Source organism: Bradyrhizobium sp. WSM471 (assembly GCF_000244915.1).
Lineage (GTDB): Bacteria > Pseudomonadota > Alphaproteobacteria > Rhizobiales > Xanthobacteraceae > Bradyrhizobium.
On sequence record NZ_CM001442.1, the window covers coordinates 7,444,738 to 7,468,167 of the forward strand.

The following is a 23,430-nucleotide window of genomic DNA, read 5'->3' on the forward strand; positions in this document are numbered from 1 at the left end:
CTACCGCGCGCCTTTCGTGCCGGGCCTGTCCAGAAAATCCAGCGCGGTGTTGATCTGTTCGAGCTGGTATTCGATTTTGTCGCGGTCCTCGACCGTGGGCGCCTTCTCGAGCTGCTCAACGAGCTTCTGCTTTCGGAGCAGCAAGTTCTCTATGACTGTACTCACGGCTCCCCCATCCGCCAGTGGCGAACATCGGGGCGATACTAGACCCCGGGCGCGAGCGCGCGCCAGCCGGGCCGGCGCAAACCCTGCATCAGAATGTTCGCGAGGGCAGTTGGTTCCTGCGCGTGATCCGGGAAGGTGCACACAGCTGATGGCGGCGCCCGCGAACGGTTGAAGCGGTCGCACGCCCGGGCTGCCGGCCACGGAACCGGATCTTTCACGTGCCCGTCGGTTGTATTCGCGGTCCCGGAGTCCTATGCGTAGGCGCCATGGACATCCAGATCATCGCCGCCGAAAAACCCCTGATGGCGCAGGCACGACCGCACAAGCCGGCGCCATTCCTCCCGATGAGCCGCGCCGAGATGGATGCGCTCGGCTGGGACGCCTGCGACATCGTGCTGGTGACGGGCGATGCCTATGTCGACCATCCCAGCTTCGGCATGGCCATCATCGGCCGCCTGCTGGAGGCGCAGGGTTTTCGCGTCGGCATCATCTCGCAGCCGGACTGGCATTCGGCCGAGCCGTTCAAGGCGCTGGGCAAGCCAAAGGTCTTCTTCGGCGTCACCGGCGGCAACATGGATTCGATGGTGAACCGCTACACCGCGGACCGCCGCCTGCGCCATGACGACGCCTATACCGCGGGCGGCGAAGGCGGCAAGCGGCCGGACCGCTGCACCGTCGTCTACGCGCAGCGTTGCCGCGAGGCGTTCAAGGGCGTCCCGGTCGTGCTCGGCGGCATCGAGGCCTCGCTGCGCCGGATCGCGCATTACGATTACTGGTCCGACAAGGTGCGCCGCTCGGTGCTGGCCGACGCCAAGGCGGACCTGCTGCTCTACGGCAATGCCGAGCGCGCCGTCGTCGAAGTGGCGAACCGTCTGGCCGCCGGCGAGGCGCCGCGCGAGCTCGACGACATCAGGGGCGTCGCGCTGTTCCGCCGCGTGCCTGAGGACTACGTCGAGCTGCACGCCGACGATCTCGACTCCGCCGACGAGGGCGCATCGCGGACGAAAGGCTTGACCGTGATCCGGCTGCCCGCTTTGGAGCAGGTCGAGCAGGACAAGGAAGCCTATGCGCGCGCCTCACGCGTGCTGCACCGTGAGAGCAATCCCGGCAATGCGCGGCCGCTGGTGCAGCGCCACGGCGATCGCGATCTCTGGCTCAACCCGCCGCCGATCCCGCTGACCAGCGACGAGATGGACGCGGTCTACGATCTTCCCTACGCGCGCGCCCCGCATCCGTCCTACGGTGACGCGAAGATCCCGGCGTGGGACATGATCAAATTCTCGGTGACGATCATGCGCGGCTGTTTTGGCGGCTGCACCTTCTGCTCGATCACCGAGCACGAGGGCCGCATCATCCAGAACCGCTCCGAGGGCTCGATCCTGCGCGAGATCGAGAAGATCCGCGACAAGACGCCCGGCTTCACCGGCGTGATCTCGGACATCGGCGGTCCCACCGCCAACATGTACCGGATGGCGTGCAAGGACCCGAAGGTCGAGGCCGCGTGCCGGCGGCCGTCCTGCGTCTTCCCCGAGATCTGCCCGAACCTCAACACCTCGCATGACGATCTGATCCGGCTCTATCGCAAGGTGCGCGAGACCAAGGGCATCAAGAAGGTGATGGTCGCCTCCGGCGTGCGCTACGACCTCGCGGTGGAAAGCCCCGAATATATCAAGGAGCTCGTCACCCATCACGTCGGCGGCTATCTGAAGATCGCGCCCGAACATACCGAGCGCGGACCGCTCGACAAGATGATGAAGCCCGGCATCGGCGCCTACAACCAGTTCAAGCGGATGTTCGATGCCGCGGCCGAACAGGCCGGCAAGAAATATTACCTGATCCCGTATTTCATCGCGGCGCATCCGGGCACGACCGACGAGGACATGATGAACCTCGCGCTGTGGCTGAAGAAGAACCGTTACCGCGCGGACCAGGTGCAGACCTTCCTGCCCTCGCCGATGGCGACCGCGACCGCAATGTACCACACCGGCGTCAACCCGCTGCGCGGCGTGCGCCGAGGCGGCAGCGACAAGGTCGAGGCCATCAAGGGCCTGCGCCAGCGCCGCCTGCACAAGGCGTTCCTGCGCTACCACGATCCCGACAATTGGCCGGTGCTGCGTGAAGCCCTGAAAGAGATGGGCCGCGCCGATCTGATCGGCTCGCGCCCCGACCAGCTGGTTCCCGCGCACCAGCCACCCGGCACCGGCAAGGCCGCCGGCACGCGGCGGCCGGTTCGTCCCGGCGACAAGACGCCGCGGTTCACGACCAAGAATCTGCGGGTGATGAAGTAGCGGGCGAGCCGGACCAGGTCCGGTTCAACCTCGCACTGTCGTGCCCTCAAAACAAAAACCTCGAAAACAACCCCATGCACAGTAGCCGGCATCAGCGAGATCAATGACTTAGGCGCTTTGCGAATCCGCTGAATCCGGCGGGCGAGACAACGGAAAAACGAAAATTAGCTTTTGGCGAAATATTGACTCGTCGGGCAAAACAGGCGCAGGATGCCATTGTCGCGGCACGCGTGGCAGGGCGAGCCCCGACCGCTACTCCGTATCGATATCCTCGAGCGCCACACCGCGTCCCGCGGCGCCTCGAAGCAACCGTCCCCCGACTTGCAATCTATCAACACAGCAGGCAACGGTGCGCGCCTGATGCGCTGGGGAGCGTAGTCGTAATCCCCATCGCGGGGTAGGCGGTGTCCGCTTTGTCCGCGAAACCGGACATGGCCAGTCCGGCTTTGTGAGTCAGCTACGGGCCAATAGGCGAAGTGCTGGGCTGCGGTCGGGTGCGTTAAACTGATCCACTCAATTCGAGTATTCTCAATAGAGCCTTCTACAAAGCTTCATGAGAAAAACTGGGAATGTCCTGGATCATTGCGCTCGCTTCTTTCGGCTTTTATTGGTGGCTTACTAGGCTGGCGAGTGAACGGGCGGCAGAACTCGCAGCAGCTGGAATTGGGCGCTCTCCGTTGTATTGGGTGTCGAACGCGCTAGTTGCCGTCTTGTTGGCCCTGGTTCTGTACATTGCCCACATTCACAATCAATCGCCCGTTCCGGCTTTCCTATGGATTGCGGCCATTGCGATAATCGTGGCCTTGCTTTTCCTGCGCCGCACGTTGAAATGGCGCTATCCCGTATAGGAAGCTTTTTTTGCGGACGCGTCGGACTCCTCTGACGCAACAATGTCTGCAAGGGGTCACAATCGGTTCTCCGCCGGCTGCTCGAGGCAGGTCAGCTGGGCCAAGAGGAGACTAACCAGTCTGGGCGCGAACATACGTCTCTGCCTGTTCGAGCAGGTGATCGAGCGAGCTAACGGCCGTATCGAGCACCAGGTGTTCTCGATCCCACGGTTCATAGTCTCGGTTCACTACCTCAGCCCACGTTGGCAGCTTGAGGCCGCTGATGTCTGAGGTGCGCGTTTCCACTCGTTGTCGATGCAAGATCAGGTCGCTGCAAACCACTTCGATCTCAACGAGGCATGCCGACTTCTGAGCGGCGATCTGTCGCCATCCGACGCGGCTTGCCAGGACTGGATTAACGCAGTCTACGACAACGATACGACCAAGCTCGAGATTTTCAGCCGCGAGTGCGGTGGCTACCACATAGCCCATCGCGCCGACCGTATGACCTGCGGTCCGTAGCGTCTGCTCAACGGCATCGATACGAAGGTACGTGGCCGCGAGACGTCTGGTCAGTTCCCGAGAAAGCGTTGTCTTGCCCGTGCCGGGAAGGCCGCCAAAGACTATCAGCGCAGGTGCACGGCTTGTCATGCGACATCATCGGCCGACATTCGGAAGTCCGCAATGGTCACCGGCGGTCCTCCACCGGCTGCGTGCGGCAGGTCAGCTAGCGGAGAAGATGCGACATCCCGGGTCGATGAGCTTCCAGTATGAACGGCACAACAAGTTCTGGATCATGCCGGGGCCTTGGAATGCACAATGATGAGTCCTTCGCGATGGCGGAACCACGGAACTCGTAGCTCAGATGCCCGGTCACGGGTCAACACGGTTCCTCAACTAACAAATGACCAGAGCGTTCCTCAGGCAGATCGGCCACGTGTGTCTGGCGCGCTACAGCAAATTCGGTGAGTTGGGTTAGCGTTTGGCACACGTTCTTTAAACCTGAGAGACTCGAAATGAAAAAGTTCCTTCTCGCTACTGTCGCTTTCGCTGCCTTAGCGGGTACAGCATCTGCGGCTGATATGGCCGCGCGTCCTTACACCAAAGCCCCAGCGATGCAGCCTTCGCCGATTTACAACTGGACCGGCTTTTACATCGGCGGTCACGTCGGCGGCGCATTCGGCGGCAGCAACAACATTCTGGCGCCCGGCTTCACCGGCACCAGCAGCAACGATGGTGTGTTCATGGGCGGAGCGCAGGTCGGTTACGACCATCAGTTCTCGCCGAACTGGGTGCTGGGCATTGAAGCGAACTACAGCTTCCTCGACACCAATAGCAATCCCTTCGTCAATCGTGGGCTCGGTTCGGTCACCGGTCGCCTCGGCTACACCTGGGGTCCGGCGCTGCTGTACGTCAAAGGCGGTTATGCCTGGGCTGACTCCCGCCTTACGAACGGTTTCGGCGGTGGCACCTTCACCAACAACGGCGGTGGTCGCGACGGCTACACCGTGGGCGGTGGTCTCGAATACATGTTCGCCCAGAACTGGTCGGGCAAGGTCGAATACCAGTACTACGACTTCGGCACGCGGAACGCTCTCTTCACCAGCGCCGCTGGTGTTGTTACCGCCGTCGGCTTCCGCAATGACGAGCACACCATCAAGGCCGGCCTGAACTACCGGTTCAATTGGGGCGCCGCGTCGGCCTCTCGTTACTGACGGCTTACATGATATACTTAGAGGGCCAGCCATACGGGCTGGCCCTTTCTCATGAGCCGGAATGACTGGAGCGCGTTGGCGGCTTGCGTTTTTTGCGAAGCTCTCCAGAAACTACTTGAGTTCAGCTCCGGAGCAACAGCGGTCCGCGACCGGCTGCGCGCGGCAGGTCAGCTGAAAGAGAAGCCGGGCCCCAACGGGTACGCGGATGCACTTGCTTGCCGCTGGCGGCGCCGCAGTCCTGGCATTCACTTGGCTGCGAGCCAACTACCGCCGCTCGCCTCATTGCTTATCCTATCGCATGCATTTATGCAGACTGGCGTGTTGCGGACATCCGTGGTCACAGCATTCCCTGAGAGCGACCGAGGCCCGCGCCCTCACCTCTCCACCGGCACCCCGGCCCCTCGATGATACCGGCTGGAAAAGAACACCAATGGCGTGGTGTCGCGGTGGTCGCAGGTCGAGACTTCGGCGATGATCAGCGTGTGGTCGCTGACATCGACGTCCCGGGTCACCTCGCAGGCGAACCAGGCGATGCATTCCCGAAGGCGCGGCAGGCCGTCGACGATGTCGTAGTCTGGAGTGGCGCCGGTGTTCGGCTGGCTCGCGAAATGCCGCGACAGGTCGCGGCCATGGTCGGGCAGGACGTTGACGCAATAGCGTCCGGTCGCCGAGATCGCGCGGTGCATCCGGCCGGGCCTGATGGAAACCAGCACGGTCGGCGGCGACAGACTGACGGTGACAAAGCTGTTTGCAGTCATGCCGCAGACATGGCCGTGCTCGTCCAGCGCAGTCAGCACCGCAACGCCGGTCGCAAAGCGCGACGCGGCTTCGCGAAACGAAGCCGGATTGGCGTGTTGCATCTCAGTCTCCGCTCGTGAGGTGGAAGAGCGTTGCGCCATCGGTCGTCACGCCATCAATTGTCACGCAATGGCTCTGACGGGCTCAGGCGGCGCCGACATGCGTTCGATCCAGGCATGGATGCGCTGCGGTGTCGAGATGCGGTCCCATTGACGGTCCGGGAAGTTGAAGTTCTCGGTGAACTCGTTTGCCAGCGCGGGATTCTGGCTCATCGCGCCGATCAGCATGCCGAGCGCGTCCGTCGGCGGCTGCAGCATCACGTTGGTCCAGCGCGACGCCGCCAGCACGCGATCCTGCCGCTTCAGATCGATCTTCTCGCAAAGCCGAGCGTCGAGCGCGTCGGAATGGACGATTTCCTCGCCGAGCACGAAGGCGGCATAGGAAGCGATATTGGCGCCTTGGCCCATCATGGGATCGACAATGGCATGGACGTCGCCGAGCGCGATCGCGCATTTGCCGTCGTCGAACTCGACCACCGTGTTGCGCACCGTCGGCACCACGCCGCCTTGCAGCAGATCCTGCGGCTGGGCCAGATCGAACCGCGCCGTATCGATGCGGTCGTAGGTCGTCGGATGGTGCTTCTCCAGCTTGCCCAGCAGCACCTTCAAAAAGTGCTTCGGGTTCTCGTCGTAGCTGAGCGTCGCCAGCTCTTCCATGTCGCCGCCCGGCACGTTTTCCATCAGCAGCGCATTGGCAACACCGCCGAAGGTGACGGTCGGAATCACGATCATCTCGCCGTGCCCGGGTGACACCGAGAGAGTGACATTCATGGGATCGGGCTGCCGCACGCCGGTGTAGAGCCCCACGCATAGGCGCCGTTGCGGCTGCGAATAAGGCGTGTGCTCCGGACGGTAGGTGAAGAGCTGGCCGAGCGGTCCCTTGCCGGTCGAGACGACCAGCAGGTCGAAGCGGGCGACCAGCGGACGGATATCGCGCTCTTCGATGCGGCGGTATTCGATCCTGCCGCCGCGGCTGACGAAATCCTTCATCAACGCCGGAAGATAGATCCGGTAGTCGACGGCGCGACTCGGCTTCGAGAAGTCACCGCGAAAGCTCAGCGGCTGCGGAAAATTGAAGACGTGATCGTGGTAGTAATAATGGTCCTTCGGATCGGTCCAGTGATTGACGCCGAGATAGTCCTCGCGCGCGATCGTCACGTGATGATGCGCAACGGTGTTGAGCAGCCGGATATTGCGATAATCCTCGGGCGGCCGGTCGGTGATGACAGTGGCGTCGACGCCATGCTTCTGCAGGTAGAGCGCGAGATGCAGCCCGGCGATTCCGGCGCCGATGATTCCGATGTTGCGTGCCACCGTGGTGTCCTCCCCTGTGATTGTTCGTTTTGAGGAAGCCTAGCCGCCCGCTGTATTGCACACTACGGAATAAATGGGATATAATTTATTCCAGATCGGAATGAAATATGGACCGGATCGATTGCCTGCGCTCTTTCGTTCGCACGCTTGAGAGCGGCAGCTTCTCGGCTGCGGCCAAGGAGCTCGGCATCGGCCAGCCCGCCATCAGCAAGCGTATCGCGATGCTGGAAGACGAATTCGGCACGCAGCTGTTCTTGCGCACGACGCGCACGCTGAAGCCGACGGCAGAGGCGCACCGGATCTACGATCTCGCGCGGCAGATCCTGGAGAGCTTCGACATGGCGCGATCGAGCGTCGAACAGGCAGCGCCCCGCCCCACCGGCACGCTCCGGATCGGCGTGCCGTCGTCGTTCGGACGACGCTACATGATGCCGGTCATCGCCGAATATGTCCGGAATTATCCGGAGGTTCGGGTCGACATCCGCTTCAGCGAGCGCTTCGTCAATCTGGTGGAAGAAGGCATCGAACTCGCGCTGAGGATCGGAAACCTGGAGGCGAGCACGCTTGTCGCCCGCCGGCTCGGCACCGTGCAGCGCTATCTGGTCGCGACGCCCACCTATCTGCACGGCCGCCCGATGCCGCGGACACCGGATGATCTCGGCTCACACCAGTGCATCGTCTATTCGCGCATGACGCCGGCGCAGCAATGGGCCTTTGAATCCGAGCATGGCCGTCACGTCGCATCCATCAACGGCCCCATCCACGTCGACGATGCCGACGCGATGCAGGAGGCGACGATGCAGCATCTCGGCATCGCCATCCTGCCCGAGTGGAACGCGGCGGACGGCCTTCGCAGCGGCGAGCTCGAGCATCTGCTCCCGGATTACGCCATCGCCGCGCTGCCCCTGCATGCGGTCTATCCGGAGACGCAGTGGATGTCGCTGCGCGCGCGAAGCTTCCTGAATCTCCTGGTCGAACGCGCCGGGCACTTCGCGCCGGCCTCGTCGCATACCCGTACCGCCGGCGCCGGCGGTTGACGCCACCCCTGCCATCATTAAATGACGCCGATGAAAAAAATCGGATTCCTCTCCTTCGGGCACTGGACGCCCTCGCCGCAATCGCAGACCCGCTCGGCCGCGGACACGCTGCTGCAATCCATCGAGCTTGCGGTTGCGGCGGAAGAGCTCGGCGCCGACGGCGCCTATTTCCGCGTGCATCATTTCGCGCGGCAGCTTGCCTCCCCCTTCCCGCTGCTGGCGGCGGTGGGCGCGAAGACCAGCACAATCGAGATCGGCACGGCCGTGATCGACATGCGCTACGAGAATCCGCTCTACATGGTGGAGGATGCAGGCTCCGCCGATCTCATCGCCGGCGGCCGGCTCCAGCTCGGCATCAGCCGCGGCTCGCCCGAGCAGGTGATCGATGGCTGGCGCTATTTCGGCTATCAGCCGGCCGAGGGCCAGAGCGATGCCGACATGGGCCGGCGCCACGCGGAGGTCTTTCTGGACCTGCTTCGCGGCGAGGGCTTTGCAAAACCCAATCCGCAGCCGATGTTTCCAAACCCGCCGGGGTTGTTGCGCCTCGAGCCGCATGCGCCAGGGCTGCGCGAACGGATCTGGTGGGGCGCCGGCTCGAACGCGACTGCGGTATGGGCCGCAAAGCACGGCATGAATTTGCAGAGCTCGACGCTGAAGAATGACGAGACCGGCGAGGCCTTCCATGTGCAGCAGGCCGCCCAGATTCGCGCCTATCGCGCCGCGTGGAAGGAAGCCGGCCACAGCCGCGAGCCTCGCGTGTCCGTCAGCCGCAGCATCTTCGCGCTGATCGACGATCGCGACCGCGCCTATTTCGGCTCCGAGCGCGGCGGCGAAGACCAGATCGGCTTCATAGACCCGCGGACGCGAGCGATCTTCGGCCGGAGCTACGCGGCTGAACCGGATGCGCTGATTGAGCAGCTCCGGCAGGACGAGGCGATCGCGGAGGCCGACACGTTGTTGTTGACGATCCCGAACCAGCTGGGCGTGGACTATTGCGCGCATGCGATCTTGACGCATGTGGCGCCGGCGCTCGGGTGGAGGTGACGGGAAGGGCAAAGCCAGGCCCGTGTGACCCCGACGGGAGCCGCAGTCGCACGACCTGAAGTCGCGATTGACTTCAGTCACTACCCTGACAATGATGCCGCCGGGGATTTGGAATTCATCAGGGGCGAAAATGCGGGGTGGTTATCTGGGGGCTCTGGTCGTGGCCGCGTGTCTTGCGGGCTGCGCATCGGGGCCGATGGGCAGTGCGGCTCTCACTGACAACGTCAAGTCAAATACTGCACGGCTTGTGGTCTATCGGACCTCGGCGCTGGGATTTGCGGTTCAGCCCAACTATGTGGTCGACGGGCGCGTGATTGGCGGCAGCCAGGCCGCAGGTTTCGTGGCGTGCGAGCTGCCTCCGGGCCCCCACGAGGTCGCCGTCAACAATCTGCCGCTGAGTACCAATCTGTTCGGACAGGGCAGCGAGAAGATGAGCGTCGATCTGCGCGCCGGCAGCACGACCTATCTCTCCGCCCAGCCGCAGATGGGGATCGTGACACCAGGCGCGATCACGCTGATCCAGGTCACGGAGGACCAGGGTCGCGCGGACGTCGCCAGCCTGCATCAGAGCAACGGGTCGTGGGGCAAGGCGTGATTCGAATCGCTCCGCTCTCGAAGCGCTGATGAGACGCCTTGCCCTGACGATCATCCTGCGTCTTGGCCGCTACGCCGTTCTTCCGGTCGTGGCACTGGCCTGCGTGATGCTGGCTGTCTGGCTGATGGCAATGGATCGTTACACGGTCGCGACGCTGGCGACCGCACCAATCGTGTTCTCCATATTCACGGCCGCGGTGGCGGTCGCCATTGGCCTGCTGCTCCTGCCCACGCCAAAGCATCGGAGTTTCGAGGCGAGCGAGGAGACCGCCCCAGGCCTCTGGGCGGCGTGGAAGGAGCTCGACCATGGCTTCGTCCGATCCAACCGCAGCTTGCGGATCGACACCAATTTCAACGCATCGATCAGCGAGGTCAGCCGATACGCCGGGCTGTTCGGGCGTCAGATCACGATGATCGTCGGCCTGCCACTGCTGATCATCCTGGATGAGCGTGCAGTTCGCGCGGTCATCGCCCATGAAGTGGCCCATGCCCGGCTTCGCCATACCTCGGGAAGCATCAACCTTTCGGATTTCATCGCGGCCTCCGAGAACGTGCTGTTCTACGCCGATCCGAACCACACCATCACGGGACGCATTGCCCGAGCCCTGCTCCGCTCCATGCTCGAATGGCTCGAGAGGGAATATCGCACCCTGTCGCGAGAGAACGAGCTTTACGCCGATCTCGGGGCCGCCGAACAAGTTGGCCGCGCCGAGATGGCGCGGGCGCTGATCCTGATGGAGGCGTGCGGAACGCGTCTCACCGATCTCATCTACGCCCCTTTGGAGAAAGAGGTGCTGGGCGCCATCCATGCACCCCGCCCGCCTTTCGAGCGCGTCTTGAACCAGCTCGGGGACATCAGGGCGCCTGAGCCGATGACCGCGGCTGCCGTCGCCGGCCTGACGCGCGAGCACGATCCGGACGCGACGCACCCGCCCTTTGCCAAGCGGCTTGCCAATCTCGGATACACCGGCGTTCCCGATATTAGCGACATCGAGACATCCGCTATCGAGCAGCTTCTCTCGCACGACGCGGCAAAGGACATCGCGGCCCGCTTCGACGACGAATGGCGGAAAAAGGCGCAGGCTTGGGTGACCGTCGGCTGGTGAGCTACGGGCTACGTCGCGGCCTGGTAGTGTGCCAGCCGCTCCGGGTCGTCATCCGGAACGGAGACCGTCTGCGCCCTGATGTGGCTGCCGATGACCAGCCCGGTGAGCGAGAGCATGAGCCCCAGCGCCAGCGGCGCGAACAAGGCCTCTTCCTGAAACAATCCATTCAGCAGCACGACCATGACGCCGAAGCCCGCGAGCCCCTGCGTCAAATATCCAGAGAATGCATAAAGACGCCAGGCCTTCAGCGCCACCGCGAAATGAAACGCCAGCGGAACGAGGGCGGCGATGCCCATTTGGTATAGCAGGACGCCGATCGCACTCTCGACGGCGCCGTTCGTCGTTCCGGCGGCCTGCGCGGCGCTCCAATCGATCGAGAAATAGTCATCCGACAGATTGCCGCCAACGCCCAAGCCGCGGCCAAACGGCTTTTCGAGAAATCCGTTCAAGCCGCCCATGAGGCCGAGAACGTGATAGTCGCCGATTTGCAAGCCGACGCGGATCGCGGCAATTGCAAACACGATCAAGGCCACGAAGCCGAGCCATAGCGTCACCACGGCGCCGAGCAGACGGGTCGATATCCAGGCCGTGGCGACGAACACCACCACGATGAGCGCTCCCTTCACGCTGCAAACGATCAGCAGCGGCAACGCCACGAGGGCCAGAAACGGACGCCCTACCGAAAACAGGAAAAGCCCGAAAAACGCGATCCCGTACGCGAAGCTGATCGGGTGCATATTCGGTCCGTGGATGCGGAGGATCTTCGACAGGCCGAACCCTTCGAGCAGGGGCGTATTGAGAAAGTCGAAGCTGAAGCGATCCTTCAGATCGACCGGCACGTTGCCGGTGGCGCGCATCTCGGCTTCCCAAACGCCGGAACGGGCCGCCTTGAGCTCGTCGAAACCCCAGAACGTGTAGCCGTTGGTGATGGCCAGCCAGAAATCCCGAAACGCAAACTCGACGTATCCGCACAGGATCAGAATGGCTCCAAGCGTCACCAGGAACGGCGTGGCGCGAACCTCATAGGTCGCGGCCGTCAGCAGCGAGAGCTGGAACAGGAACAGCGGCAGCACGATATTGCGCAGATAGACCGTTGCCGCCTGGCCATCCTGGACGAAGCCGATCGCGAAATACAACGACACCACGGCGAGGGTCACGACACCCCAGCGCATGATCTGATCGACCTCGGTCGACCGGCTCCTTTGGCCGGCGACATACAACCCAAATGTCGTCAGCCACATCACGGAGCAGACGAGAAAATTATAGCCTTTGATGAAGTCCAGGTCGGACGGCGCCGAAATCAGCGGCGACAGGATCGAGACGAAGAGGTTCTGGAAGAACAGGACGAAGATCGCGATCGCCGGCGCGTAGGTTGGAACCGCAACCACGATGGCGATGGCGACGAGAACTTCGACGGTCAGAGACAGGACCGGGCTTGCCACGTGCAGGATCGGCACAAAGCCGATCGTTGCGATGGCGATGCAGAGCGTCGGGATCAGCTCGCGCCAAGGCGAACGCGAAGGCTCGGGACAGCCCGCCTGCACAGCTTGAAGATGCGGTGAGGTCCCGCCAATCATGACTCGTCCTTTGGCGCAGCGCGGCGGCCACGATAGCGGCAGGATGGGTAAGGATTCGTTAACGATGGCGGACCGGGTTCAGCGCCGGCCCGGCTTCGCGGCGCCGAGCAGCGCGCGCATGACGTCGGGATCGGGCTTGCCGGTGCCGCTTTCGAGCAGGCCGAATCCCTGCGCCAGCTCCCAATGCGCCCAGCCCCAGCAATGCCCCCGCGCATATGCGGTCACAGCCGCGAGCCAGCGCACGCGGCTGTCCCTGGGCGCTGCGGCTTTCAACACGCCAAATTCGTTGATGATGATCGGCCGCGGAAATCGTTGCTGCCACGCGACCGCGGGCGCGAGCCAGCGGCTGACATCCGGCTTGTCCCTGGCGGCGGCAATCGCCGTGTCGAGCATGCCGAGCGCCTTCGTCGCGCCTCTGTCCTGCAAGTCCCGGCGGAGCGCCTGAACCCCGGGATCGCCGGCGCTGATCGGATAAGGCAGATCGGTGATGTCGTGCAGCGGATCCTGCACGTCCCAGTGGCCCTGGTGTGTGAACACCATGGGATCGTAGAAATGGATGGCGTAGACGACGTTTAGATCCGGCAACGGGCGAAACCGCGGCAGCGAGTCCGCGCGTTGCCAGTCGACCGGGCCGACGATCAGCGTCGTCGCGGGAAGCAATTGGCGAACGAAGGCGGCGAGCGTTTCGACCTGCTCTTGCCATCTGTCGGCTTCGATGTCGGGCTCATTGAGCAGCTCGGCGAAGACGCGGTCGGCCGGAAACGATTGAATGACCCGGGCAAGCGTGCCCCACGCATCCTCGAGCTCGCGCAGCGACGCGTCGGCGTCGTCCTTGTGCAGGCGATTGAAACGATCGCCGGGATGAAGATCGACGGAGATTGAATAGCCGAGCGAGATCAGCAGCTTCAATGCCTTGTCGAGCGCCCGCAGCGTCTCATCGCGGTCCGCTTTCGAGGCGAAACGCAGCATCACGCGCTCGGCTGGCACCGGCAAGCGGACATGACTCATCCCCGCCTTGCGAAGCTGCTGCAGCAACTCGCGCGTTGGAGGCGCGGATTTTTCGCCATTGATCCAGCCGTCGGCATTGAACCCGCGCGACAGCGCGGCGAGCCTGTCCGGCGCAACAGTCTGCGGGACAGGCACGCAAGTTTCGGCCGATGCCACCCGGGCGAGCGACATTGGCATCAAGATCGTGGACAGCAAGATCGTGGCAAGGAGCAGACGACGGCACGGCGTCGCCATCGTCAAACCGCCCTGCTAAGCGCGCCGCCGTCGGGGTGAGGCGCGGCAGAGCCCGCGGGCGCATGATTGACGACGAGGCCGGTCGCGATGGTGTCGTACTTCGCCAGCGCGGCGGTCACCCGCCGCATCGCCGCCGAACCGAGCTCACCGGCGCGCACCACCGGGATGATCAGGTCCGCGTGCGCGGCGAGCGCGATCGCATCTGGCTGCAAGGCAAGATTGTTCGCATGGACGATGATCAGGTCGAACTCCGAGCGAATGTCGTCCTCTGGCCGCGCATTGGCCTTCCTGCCGGCGCTCAGCAGCTCGTCGATCGACTGGAGCCCCGCAGTGGTGGAGCCGTCCTGCCATTCGGTCACCGGCGGCTGGGCGCCCGCAAATTCCGGCTGCAGCCTTATCAGCACGCTCATCATCCCGCGATTGACCGCCGCGCGGTTGAGGGAGCGCGCAACGGTGTTGCCGCCGGCGCTCTTGCCGACCGACAGCACGAGTGCGACCTTGCAGCCGCGCACCGGGGCACGATCGATACGCTCGAGCAGCGGACGCAAGTAGGCGCCGAGATCGAGCTCGGCTGTGGCGGCAATCGGTCGTTGCCAGACAGTGTTGGGCGCCGCTCCCGACACCAGTTCGGGAATGCGGGACCAGACCGGAAGGTTCGGCATCGCCTCTATTTGCTGCACGGCCGGAGCCGGACGCTGGACTTGCCGCTTGGGCGTCTCCCTCGCCTCCGCACGCGCCGGCGTTCGAGCCGGAGCCTCGGCAGGATCGGACTTGTCGGACATGCTCGTCATTGCCGCAACCGTAGCGGTTGACGTCAACAGCGAGCCGATCGCGAGCGCGGCGAGCAGCAGGGCGAGCGGCGGACGCGTGGAGCGCAGCGGCGGGATCGCGGGCGAGGCGATCTTGGTCTGCGAGCTCTGAAGCTGACGCTGCTCGTTGGTCGTCTTGAACCGCGACAAGAACTGCTCGTAGATGTTCTTGTTGGCGTCGGCATCGCGCTGCAGTTCCTGCAGCTTCACGAGCGCCTGGCCGTCCACCAGCATCTGCGTCTCGACCGCCTTGAGCTGCTTCTCCAGCGCAGCCTGCTGCTCGAGCTGGGCCTCGTATTCGGACTTCGCGGTGTCGATGTTCTTCTTCCGCTCGACCTCGATCTGTCTGTTGATGTCAGCCAACTGGCTGTAGGAAATCGCAAGATCAGGATGGCGGTCGCCGTAGACCGCCTTCTTCTGTGCGATCTGGTCGTTCAGGGTCGAGCGCTGCGCGCGCAGCATGCTCAGGAGATCCTGCTTCACCGGACCTTCGACATTCGCCTTGAGATCACGCTGCACCTGCTCGTAACGCGCCTTGGCTTCCTCGGTGCGCGCGCGAGCCGCGGAGACCTGCTGGTTCAGGTCAGTCACCCGCAATTGCTGGGTGGTGGAATCCTTGCCGGCATTGAGGATCTTGTGCTCGAGCCGAAAGGCTGCGACGGCGTCTTCCGAGACGCGCAGGCGCTCGTTCAGCGCCTTCAGCCGGTCCTTGAGCCAGTCGGCCGCCTCGTCCGTCGCATCGCTGCGGACGCGGCTTTGGGTCGCGACGAACGCCTCTGCGATGGCGTTGGCATAATAAGCCGCCCGCTCCGCACTGTTCGAGGTGAACGAGATGGCGATGACGTAAGTCAGGCCGCGACGCGAGATATCGAGACGGCTGCGGAGTTTTTCGAGCAGGCGCGTCATGTCGGTATGACCGCCTGCGATATCCTCGTCGTCGGCGATCTTGAGCTTCTCGATCAGGGGCCGGAGAAAGCCGTCCGACTTGGCGATCTCGATCTGGCTCTGAAGCGCAGCGGCGTCCTGGCCGATGCCAGGCAGCACGTCCTGATCCGCGGTCACGCGCAGCTCGCGGGGATCGACCACGACGAGCGCCGTCGCGGCATACCGGACCGGCAGCACAATCAGCACGACGAGGCCGAGCGCGAAAAGTGCCAGCGCCAGCATCAGGATGCGCCGGCCGTTCTCGCGCAGGAAAGAGAACGCGCCGGTGAGGGTCAGCGATCCCTTGATCAGCGCGGGTGCGGTGTTGTCGGGCGTCGCCGCCGCAGCCCGCGGCGCTTCCCACGAAGCCGCGGGCTCCGTCGGGGCGATGCTTCGCGGAGATGCGCTTCTACCGAACGCCATGGAATTGGACTCGAAATCAACTGACAGGCACAGCCTAGAGACTTGCTACACCGTAAATATCCATGGTTAACCCGCGGTTACGGCGGCCGCGTAGCTCAGTAAACGGTTCGTTAAGAGACGACTCACGGCCCTGCGCGGAGAGGGGGCGCGCGCGTGAAGCAGATTACAGGTGACCTTGCGTGCTGAACCTCACACGGCAGCGATGCGCGAAGGAGATCCAACCGGATTGTCCCGCCTTCGCGCCGTGATGCCGCGGGCAAACAAACGCCGGATCCGGCCGTCAAATCCCGCCGGGAAGCTCGACGCCCGCTTCCGTCAGGTCACGGAGGAATTTCCGCACCAGGAGCATGTTGGTTCTCTGCAGCTCGTGATTATTGCCGAACTTGAACTGGTTGGCTTCGGTTACGATCAGTCCCTGGTCGGTCTCGCGGAAAATGCCTTGCTTCTTCAAGCGATCGGCGCGCCGCCGGACGGTTTCGATCGGCAGACCGAAAAAGCGGGACAAGGCGGCACGGGAAACGCCCTGCTTGATCTTATCCGGCTCAACCGCCTGGATGCTGCCAAATTGCCGGTCCAGTTCGGGGTTCTTCATGATCTTGAGAACGTTGGCGTTCAAGACCGCATGAATGATCATCAAGTCCAGCGGATCGAAATCGTAGTGGCGGAACATTTCGCTGGCTGCGCACAGCATGTAAGCCAACGAGTGGCGGGAGACGGTTCGGATCAAGTCCGCCGCGATGTCCTCGTCTTTCGCCGTACCAACCATCACCAGTGCCCGCTTCTACGGATTTCCGGTCCAACGCCCACAAGTCGGTTGCAAGCCGGTTATGTCTCCGTGGCGCACCGCGTGAGGCAGGACCGGTCTGCTGTTTCCCCCAATATGGGTATGGCCGCGGTTCCATCGGGTCAATAGCTGGCTTGTCGGCAATATCATTTTCACCGATACGAGGTTGAGTTGCCCGGCGCGCAATTAGCGCGTGCCAATTGTGGTCATGGGCCAAATGACATTTATTATCGAAGCTATTAAAGACGACTGCCGCACCGTGGATTTCCGTGACAGCGCGATCGTTGCGGTGATCCTGGCCCGCAAGCACGCGGTGAATGGTTTTGTGGTTTCGATCACGGCGCCGAACGGGCAGCTTTTCTTCGCGGATCAGTTCAACCTTTTGCTGACGAGCAAGGGGCTCGGTTCGGATCCGGCGGCGCAGGAAGTTGGACGGCGCTAAAGCGGGCTTTGTTACGGCACGCGCAATCCTGGAAGCAGTGCAGCGAGTTGTAATCGCGAAATCGCGGACGCCGCTGGGGATGAAACCGAACGGGTCGGGTGGGGAAATCGGCGCTGATCGCGTATTCCGAAATGGCGCGCCACGGCCGATGAAGATGGGCACTATTGCTTCGCCGCGGCGCAATGATGCTGTATCCAAAATCACGTCAGAACCCGAAGACATGTGATCGCCTGTGATTTAGCGCGCTCAAGCGATGAAATCATTGGACCAATAACTTGATGACGGCATCGGTGAGGTCGCCCCTCAGATCAGCCGGTTGTGCGATGAGGCCCGTGACGTATGCGCCGTTAATGATCAGCGCTATTTGTGACGCGGTGCGGTTGGGATCACCGACGCCAAGTTTGCCAAGCACGACCGCGAGCCTCGTCCGCATTTCCTTCTTGTTGCGCCGGGCGATGACTCGGCCCGGATGGTTTTCGTCAGGAAATTCCGTCGCTAGGTTGAGGAACGGACAACCGCGATAGGCGGGGTGCGTGATCCGCTTTGCGATACCGGATAGCAAAGCCTCGAGAATAGCGCGTGGATCACCCGCGTGCTCGTCTTCAATACGATCCCACCACGCCCAGAACAACCGATCCTGTTCGGCGGCGAAGGCAGCAATCAAAGCGTCCTTCGATTCAAAAAGGCGATAGAGACTCGTCTTCGAGACACCGGATCGCTCGACGACCGTGTCTACGCCGATGGCGCGGATGCCTTCGCGGTAAAACAATTCGCTTGCCGTCGCAAGGATACGCTCGCGGGCGCTCACTTCGCCCTTTGGCGGGGCACCCCGCCGGGGTCGGGTTACTGTCTCCATATCCGCTTGCTCTCGCTTTGATGACTTATCGTTTGACAAAGTTACAGACCTGTCCGTAATATAAAAGTTACTGACAGGTCTGTAACTTTAATGGAGAAATATCGATGCGTGCGATGCAGGCGGAAACGTTCTCCGGCTATGGCGGGCTGCGGCAGATCGAATTGCTCAAACCGAAACCCGCAAAGGACAGGTTGCTGGTTCGCGTCACGGCCGCCGGCGTCACGCCGCTTGATCACACAATTCTGTCGGGTGGGCTGCCCCGGGCGAAGGCGCCATTGGTGCTCGGCAATGAAGGTGTCGGCGTGATCGAGGATGCCGGCGACTCCGGTTTTGCGGTGGGAAGTCGCGTGATGTTCGCCGGTCCCTATGGCGTTCGCGAAAATGGCGCATGGCAAGAATGGCTGCTGGTGAGCCCCAAAGATGCAACGCTCGTGCCCGACGCGATCGACAATGTCGTCGCGGCCAGCCTCCCGGTGGCCTATCTGACGGCGCAGATCACGCTGACGCTCGCAGGGTTCAAACCGGGCAAATCGGTGCTGGCTCCGGCAATCGGTGGGTCGGTGGGCAACGCGACCTATCAGCTCGCGCGGGCACAGGGCGCCGGCAAGGTGATTTCAACGGCCGGCAGCGCTGCGAAAGCTGCCAGAGCACGCGAGCTTGGCTTCGAAGACGTGATTGACCTTTCCGCGGAAGATCTTGCCGACGGCGTACGCCGGATAACGGACGGCAAGGGCGTTGACATCGTTATCGATGGCATCGGCGGCACCGTGACCAGTGAGGCGCTGAGCACCCTCACACTCGGCGGTGTCCTGATTACGCTGGGCTATTCCGCCGGACGCAAGACCACGATCGATGTGACAGACCTGATCTGGAAAGGCGCGCGTATGAGCGGTTTCTCTTTGTTCGCCCAGTCACCGCTCGTCGTTGCCGCGGCATGGCGGGACATCATTCCGTTGATCGTGGGCGGATCAGTCAAACCTGTCGTCGAGCGGGTCTATCTCCTCGGTGAAGCGGGCGAAGCCCTGCGCCATCTGATCGAGGATCGACCGTTTGGCAAAGTCGTCCTGGCTGGATGATCGACATGCCAACGCTATCCGCACAGCTCCCGCGCGAGCGCACAATTCGCTGGGACGATCCGCAAGCCTTGGCCGCAGCAGGTCAGACGATGAGCGGGCGAGATTTCCTCGAAGCTATGCTTCGAGGCGACGTTCCGCTCCCGCCGATCTGCCGTCTGGTCGAGTTCAGCATCGACCGAGTTGGGGATGGCAGCGTTGAAATGATTCTGAAGCCGCAAGAGTCGCAATACAATCCGATCGGCTCAGTCCATGGCGGCATAATCGCCACGGTTCTCGACTCGGCAATGGGCTGCGCCGTCCACACCAAGCTTCCCTTCGGACGGGCGTACACGACGCTGGAGATCAAGGTGAATTACCTCCGGGGCGTCGATCGCGACTCCGGACCAATGAAGGCGGTGGGGCGCGTCATCCATCTGGGCCGCCAGACAGCGATGGCGGAAGCGAGCTTGACGGATGCGAGTGGCAGGCTTTTCGCCCAGGCGAGCACGACCTGCCTGATCTTCGAGGTGGTACCGCATAGAGAACCGTGACGTCGCATGATCGCTGCCGCCGTGAAAGGTCGGTTGCTGCGAGCTGATGACTGCTACTTCATCACAGCGCCAACCAGACCAAATGAGAGCTATATAGCTGGTCAAACAGCGCGCGAGCTGTGGCAAAAATGGCGGAGATCAAGAGCGTTTGCGTCGAACGCTAGCCGCAGGCTGTCCATATCGTGCTTTGGCGTAAATGGCGCGCCCGGAACGATTCGAACGTCCGACCCTCAGATTCGTAGTCTGGGCGGGATCGTTGAAATTGCTAGGGTTTGTTACCGTAACGCGAAGCTCAACCCCTAACAAGCGCGCAACATCAGCCTGGTCGCAGGGGCAATGTTACCGGCCATCAATCCGTGGTGATCGTCAGGTGGCGAGAGAGTGGGATTCTCCGCCGGGGTCCCAGGGACCTGGAAAACCGCAGTAAAATCAGCGTTTCCGGACAACCGCGGCGGGTTGTGTGTACCGGCAGTCTGTACCGGAACCGGCGGCCCAGCTCAAGCGGATTCAAGCCGATGGTAAACGATTTCCGAACATCATGATGCAAAGCTTACCGCTCACTCGAATTGGCGTGGTAGCACTCGCGCCAGCGCGACTTCGCAATCGGGCGCCGCGGGCCGGGCGCCGGCCGAGGCGGGTGATCGTCTCGGCTTCGACCATGATCCGATCAAGCAAGTCCTTGATCCTTGGAACATGGTTGACTGTGTTTCGGCGCGGGGTCTCACGCTTATCGGCGTGGGGGTCCAATGGATCAGATTCAATGCAATCAATGACTTCAAGGGGTCCGCAAGACGCCGATGGGGGTCATTTTTCGATCAGCATTTACAGCTGAGGTCTTTGAGCGCGCATCGTAAGGCTTCGAGGCTCAAAATGACGCCGTGGGGACCCTGATCAATGATCCAGATGTCGTCCATCCCTTCGCCCGCCATCTGTTCGCCCAGCGCAAGCGCGTCTTGCGGTGTCGCGGCCCGATAGACCTGAGGTCCGGACCTAACGATGTATCTCATCATCTGCTCGCGCAATCACTTTGGCAACGGAAACCCTCGCCCTTTCGGCGGTGCCTGATCGATACAGATCTTTGCCCGTGCTACGACTTCCTTTGGCGGTAGCTCTTTGAGAAGTCGGTCTCGTTCGCGACCAAATATATGAGCAAGCTCCATGAGACGCTCACGTTCACCTTCAGGTTCACGTGTGTCCAGTCTTCGGAAACTCCACCCATGCGTTTTGGTAATTGATCTCAGCATCGTTCGCTTTCTGTCGTAACGCGTCGTCGGCTGGAACTTTGCCTGCCTCCATAAGTCTTTCCGCGACAAAAATAGTCGCAGCACAAGCGAGATGTGCGTCATCTTGGGGCGAACAAGCCGCTACAGCTAAACTCGTAGCAGCCAGCAGAGTTAGGGCTACGGCTTTGCAGAGAGGATTCACGCTTAGTCTCAGCTTTGACCGTGGGAAAGATGGCCTATATCAACAACCCCTCTTTTGAGTTGCATAGCAGCAGGCAGTCAACCGTGAACACGGCGAATGCTCAATTTTCCATGAACTGAGGAAGTCCGCTAAGGGTCACAAGCGGCGGTCCGACCGCTCATCTCGCGAAGTCCGGTTTTCCTCTGAGAGCGGCCTTTACGGCCGCTCAAAGGCAGTTCGGCTGACGGCCAAACTCAGACGTGAGTCTGGCACTCACGCCGGATGATTTAGTAAGCGCAACAGACTTTAAGTTCATCTTCTCAAAGGCGGCCAATTGCCGCTGCTGGACTGCCGATTGTACATGTCCTCCATACAATTTACGTGCAATTTGCGAGCGGAGTCCGAAAGTGGATCCGGTTGCGCATGTTTTGGCGACGGGATGTCTGCATGTTGACGAAACGCTGTCCGTTGACGGGCTCTCTGGTCCACTTACCAGAAATTGTCTCGTGAAGCCGTCTTGGGGGCCAAATGTGCAACCTGATCGGACACGCTATCCAGCAAGCGCTCACGCGCCGTGGCTTCCTAGCGGGAAGTGCGGCAGGAGCCGGCTTGCTTGGGCCGATGATGTGCACGGCCGTGGCCGGCGACGGCAGCCTGGACACACGAATTCAGCTCGCCCAATCATCCGCAGACGCCATCAATTCGCGGACGAAGCTCATTCTGCTCGGCACGGCAGGCGGCCCGACCTGGTGGCCGAATTCGGATCAGTGCGGCATATCGTCGGCCGTGGCGGTCGGTGACGCCCACTATATCGTGGACTGCGGCGAGGGGGTCGGCAAACGCCTTCAACAGGCGATATCGCCGACAAGCAGCCGTGTGATGGACGACAAGGTGCGAGCGCTGTTCCTGACCCACCTGCATTCCGATCATACAGTCGATTATGCTAACCTGCTTTTGTTCGGTTTGTTCGTCGGGCTCGACCGCCGGTCCACTCCTTTCAAACTTCGGCCCGGGTCGGCGAGGCCAGATGGCACCTGTGTTTTCGCTGCCCGGCTCTCCCACTCCGACCGTGCCAATCATCAATCCCGACAATCCGACGCCCGGCACCAGGGATATGACGGGCTACCTCTATCAGGCTTTCGCGACGGATCTGAATGACCGAATCCGCGACAACGGCAAGCCGAGCCTCGAAGCGGTGGTCGAGGCGCACGACATCGAACTCCCGCCGATTGCCGGCTTCAAATCACCCAATGAAACCCCCTCTCCGCCAATGGAGCCGTTCAAATTCTTCGAGGATGATCGCGTTCGCGTTTCCGCAACCCTGGTCGAGCACGCGCCTGTCTGGCCTGCATTCGCCTATCGCTTCGATACTGACGACGGATCCATTGTGTTCTCCGGCGATACGGGGCGAAGTGAGAATTTGATCAAGCTCGCGAAAGGCGCAGACATTCTCGTTCACGAGGTCATTGTGACGAACTGGGTCAAAGGTCTCTTCCCGACGCCGCGTTCGCTCGCACAGGAAGGCTTGATGCAGCATCTGCTCAACGCCCACACCCAGGTCGAAGAGGTTGGAGCGATCGCTGAAGCGGCAGGCGTCAAGAAACTTGTTCTCAGCCACATCGTGCCCGGCAACGCTACGCGAGAGCAACTGCTACCCGCGGGCAAGGGCTTCTCGGGCGAACTGGTGATTGGCCGAGACCTGATGCAGATCGGCGTCGGCCAGGCGACGGCTCGCAAGGGTTGAGATCGGAAGGTCCGCTTTGGGTCAGAAGCTGCCTTGGCCAGCTTGCATAGTCCTGTTCCGGTCACCCTCAGGAAGCAGACCTCGCGCGACTCTGAGTTAGAGTCCGCCACGGGCCACAAGCGGAAGTCACTTTGCGGGCTAAGAAAGAGGTCGCCCACTAAGGCGGCCTTAATTGTAGAGCCGCCGCCGCAGCACATTGATGACCTCTCGGTGCGCCTCAACGTACTCTAACAGTGCTTCGCGGCCTTCTTCATCTTTGATTTGTGCGGCGCTCCGCTCAATCCGTTCGAGGACTGCTTCGGCGTCGGCTAAGATTTCCACTGCTTCCTCCTTTGGAGAAGGCGGCCCAGAGTGCCTGGGAGCCCGGGGCCATAACCTCAGCAGCCCTGCCAGAAGGTCGCTCGGTTACGTCTACATGTTATGAAGCTTTGACGACCTGAGCTTGAGGCAGCTCAACGGAACCGCCCACAAAACACCCGAAGTCTCACGGAGAACAGATTGCGGCAACCTTGGCAAATCCAAACTAGGGCCACTGCAGGCCAGCATCCTGCACTGCAGGAGAACAATTGAGCAACCTCAGAAACTGATCGTGAACCGCCGACCGCACATCAAGAGCCCGTTTTGGGGCCACCGATGCGCGCGGCAGGTCAGCTGTGTACCATAAGCAGAAGT

The 23,430-nt window shown here is 62.1% G+C and carries 22 protein-coding genes and 1 tRNA gene; 12 read left to right on the forward strand and 11 right to left on the reverse strand.

The features are described from left to right. Entirely contained in the window at positions 1 to 165 is a 165-nt protein-coding gene (locus BRA471DRAFT_RS39205; protein WP_007615599.1) for a hypothetical protein, read from the reverse strand. Positions 166 to 431: 266 nt separating this feature from the next. Between BRA471DRAFT_RS39205 and BRA471DRAFT_RS34100 the strand changes: the two genes are divergently transcribed. Both BRA471DRAFT_RS34100 and BRA471DRAFT_RS34105 read left to right on the forward strand, forming a co-directional pair. Then, on the forward strand, positions 432 to 2,453 hold the full coding sequence (locus BRA471DRAFT_RS34100) for a YgiQ family radical SAM protein (RefSeq protein ID WP_007615601.1): 2,022 nt from the start codon (positions 432 to 434) through the stop codon (positions 2,451 to 2,453). A gap of 569 nt (positions 2,454 to 3,022) precedes the next feature. After that, entirely contained in the window at positions 3,023 to 3,301 is a 279-nt protein-coding gene (locus BRA471DRAFT_RS34105) for a hypothetical protein (RefSeq protein ID WP_007615602.1), read from the forward strand. Between the two features lie 111 nt (positions 3,302 to 3,412). Here the strand turns inward: BRA471DRAFT_RS34105 and BRA471DRAFT_RS34110 are convergent, their stop codons facing one another. Then, a complete protein-coding gene (locus BRA471DRAFT_RS34110; protein ID WP_007615603.1) occupies positions 3,413 to 3,931 on the reverse strand; it encodes an AAA family ATPase in 519 nt (172 codons plus the stop codon). A 365-nt stretch (positions 3,932 to 4,296) separates the two neighbouring features. Between BRA471DRAFT_RS34110 and BRA471DRAFT_RS34115 the strand changes: the two genes are divergently transcribed. Continuing rightward, on the forward strand, positions 4,297 to 4,995 hold the full coding sequence (locus BRA471DRAFT_RS34115) for an outer membrane protein (protein ID WP_007615604.1): 699 nt from the start codon (positions 4,297 to 4,299) through the stop codon (positions 4,993 to 4,995). Positions 4,996 to 5,369: 374 nt separating this feature from the next. On the opposite strand, the gene styB is transcribed toward BRA471DRAFT_RS34115, so the two are convergent. Both styB and styA read right to left on the reverse strand, forming a co-directional pair. After that, positions 5,370 to 5,855, reverse strand: a complete 486-nt coding sequence (gene styB / locus BRA471DRAFT_RS34120; RefSeq protein ID WP_007615605.1) for a styrene monooxygenase NADH-dependent flavin reductase subunit StyB — start codon at positions 5,853 to 5,855, stop codon at positions 5,370 to 5,372. A 60-nt stretch (positions 5,856 to 5,915) separates the two neighbouring features. Then, on the reverse strand, positions 5,916 to 7,166 hold the full coding sequence (styA, locus tag BRA471DRAFT_RS34125) for a styrene monooxygenase subunit StyA (RefSeq protein ID WP_007615606.1): 1,251 nt from the start codon (positions 7,164 to 7,166) through the stop codon (positions 5,916 to 5,918). A gap of 107 nt (positions 7,167 to 7,273) precedes the next feature. On the opposite strand from styA, the gene BRA471DRAFT_RS34130 reads away from it, so the two are divergent. From BRA471DRAFT_RS34130 to BRA471DRAFT_RS37255, 4 genes are all read left to right on the forward strand, one after another. Beyond that, a complete protein-coding gene (locus BRA471DRAFT_RS34130) occupies positions 7,274 to 8,203 on the forward strand; it encodes a LysR family transcriptional regulator (RefSeq protein WP_007615607.1) in 930 nt (309 codons plus the stop codon). 30 nt (positions 8,204 to 8,233) lie between these two features. After that, entirely contained in the window at positions 8,234 to 9,247 is a 1,014-nt protein-coding gene (locus BRA471DRAFT_RS34135; protein ID WP_035975272.1) for an LLM class flavin-dependent oxidoreductase, read from the forward strand. Between the two features lie 130 nt (positions 9,248 to 9,377). Then, positions 9,378 to 9,842 carry a DUF2846 domain-containing protein gene (locus BRA471DRAFT_RS34140; RefSeq protein WP_007615609.1) on the forward strand — a complete coding sequence of 155 codons (465 nt, stop codon included), beginning with the start codon at positions 9,378 to 9,380 and terminating at the stop codon, positions 9,840 to 9,842. A 28-nt stretch (positions 9,843 to 9,870) separates the two neighbouring features. Further along, a complete protein-coding gene (locus tag BRA471DRAFT_RS37255) occupies positions 9,871 to 10,947 on the forward strand; it encodes a M48 family metallopeptidase (protein WP_007615610.1) in 1,077 nt (358 codons plus the stop codon). Between the two features lie 8 nt (positions 10,948 to 10,955). On the opposite strand, the gene BRA471DRAFT_RS34150 is transcribed toward BRA471DRAFT_RS37255, so the two are convergent. The 4 genes from BRA471DRAFT_RS34150 to BRA471DRAFT_RS34165 form a co-directional block, all read right to left on the reverse strand. Further along, the gene (locus tag BRA471DRAFT_RS34150; RefSeq protein WP_007615611.1) at positions 10,956 to 12,524 is read right to left on the reverse strand and encodes a hypothetical protein; all 1,569 of its coding nucleotides are present in this window, start codon (positions 12,522 to 12,524) and stop codon (positions 10,956 to 10,958) included. Between the two features lie 78 nt (positions 12,525 to 12,602). Continuing rightward, positions 12,603 to 13,766, reverse strand: a complete 1,164-nt coding sequence (locus BRA471DRAFT_RS34155) for a glycoside hydrolase family 5 protein (RefSeq protein ID WP_007615612.1) — start codon at positions 13,764 to 13,766, stop codon at positions 12,603 to 12,605. Between the two features lie 2 nt (positions 13,767 to 13,768). Further along, positions 13,769 to 15,922 (reverse strand): GumC family protein, encoded by a 2,154-nt coding sequence (locus tag BRA471DRAFT_RS34160; protein ID WP_007615613.1) that lies wholly within the window; start codon positions 15,920 to 15,922, stop codon positions 13,769 to 13,771. A 280-nt stretch (positions 15,923 to 16,202) separates the two neighbouring features. Further along, positions 16,203 to 16,688 (reverse strand): hypothetical protein, encoded by a 486-nt coding sequence (locus tag BRA471DRAFT_RS34165; protein WP_007615614.1) that lies wholly within the window; start codon positions 16,686 to 16,688, stop codon positions 16,203 to 16,205. Positions 16,689 to 16,923: 235 nt separating this feature from the next. Here BRA471DRAFT_RS34165 and BRA471DRAFT_RS34170 point away from each other — a divergent pair, with 235 nt between their 5' ends. Next, complete coding sequence (locus BRA471DRAFT_RS34170) at positions 16,924 to 17,148, forward strand: hypothetical protein (protein ID WP_231171001.1); 225 nt, start codon at positions 16,924 to 16,926, stop codon at positions 17,146 to 17,148. 259 nt (positions 17,149 to 17,407) lie between these two features. Here BRA471DRAFT_RS34170 and BRA471DRAFT_RS34175 read toward each other — a convergent pair whose 3' ends face one another. Then, positions 17,408 to 17,956 carry a TetR/AcrR family transcriptional regulator gene (locus BRA471DRAFT_RS34175; RefSeq protein ID WP_231171002.1) on the reverse strand — a complete coding sequence of 183 codons (549 nt, stop codon included), beginning with the start codon at positions 17,954 to 17,956 and terminating at the stop codon, positions 17,408 to 17,410. A 152-nt stretch (positions 17,957 to 18,108) separates the two neighbouring features. Between BRA471DRAFT_RS34175 and BRA471DRAFT_RS34180 the strand changes: the two genes are divergently transcribed. Next, positions 18,109 to 19,080, forward strand: coding sequence for a zinc-binding alcohol dehydrogenase family protein (locus BRA471DRAFT_RS34180; protein WP_007615617.1), 972 nt, complete (start codon positions 18,109 to 18,111; stop codon positions 19,078 to 19,080). Positions 19,081 to 19,085: 5 nt separating this feature from the next. Beyond that, a complete protein-coding gene (locus BRA471DRAFT_RS34185) occupies positions 19,086 to 19,610 on the forward strand; it encodes a PaaI family thioesterase (protein WP_035975276.1) in 525 nt (174 codons plus the stop codon). 197 nt (positions 19,611 to 19,807) lie between these two features. On the opposite strand, the gene BRA471DRAFT_RS38580 is transcribed toward BRA471DRAFT_RS34185, so the two are convergent. Then, positions 19,808 to 19,920: transfer RNA gene (locus BRA471DRAFT_RS38580), tRNA-OTHER, on the reverse strand. A gap of 1,622 nt (positions 19,921 to 21,542) precedes the next feature. Here BRA471DRAFT_RS38580 and BRA471DRAFT_RS39210 point away from each other — a divergent pair. Together BRA471DRAFT_RS39210 and BRA471DRAFT_RS39215 are read left to right on the forward strand one after the other, a co-directional pair. Continuing rightward, on the forward strand, positions 21,543 to 22,172 hold the full coding sequence (locus tag BRA471DRAFT_RS39210) for an MBL fold metallo-hydrolase (protein ID WP_198287845.1): 630 nt from the start codon (positions 21,543 to 21,545) through the stop codon (positions 22,170 to 22,172). Further along, entirely contained in the window at positions 22,129 to 22,758 is a 630-nt protein-coding gene (locus BRA471DRAFT_RS39215) for an MBL fold metallo-hydrolase (RefSeq protein WP_198287846.1), read from the forward strand. Before BRA471DRAFT_RS39210 ends, BRA471DRAFT_RS39215 begins: the two co-directional genes overlap by 44 nt. A 168-nt stretch (positions 22,759 to 22,926) precedes the next feature. Here the strand turns inward: BRA471DRAFT_RS39215 and BRA471DRAFT_RS38585 are convergent, their stop codons facing one another. After that, positions 22,927 to 23,079 (reverse strand): hypothetical protein, encoded by a 153-nt coding sequence (locus tag BRA471DRAFT_RS38585; protein WP_157234110.1) that lies wholly within the window; start codon positions 23,077 to 23,079, stop codon positions 22,927 to 22,929. Positions 23,080 to 23,430: the final 351 nt, after the last annotated feature.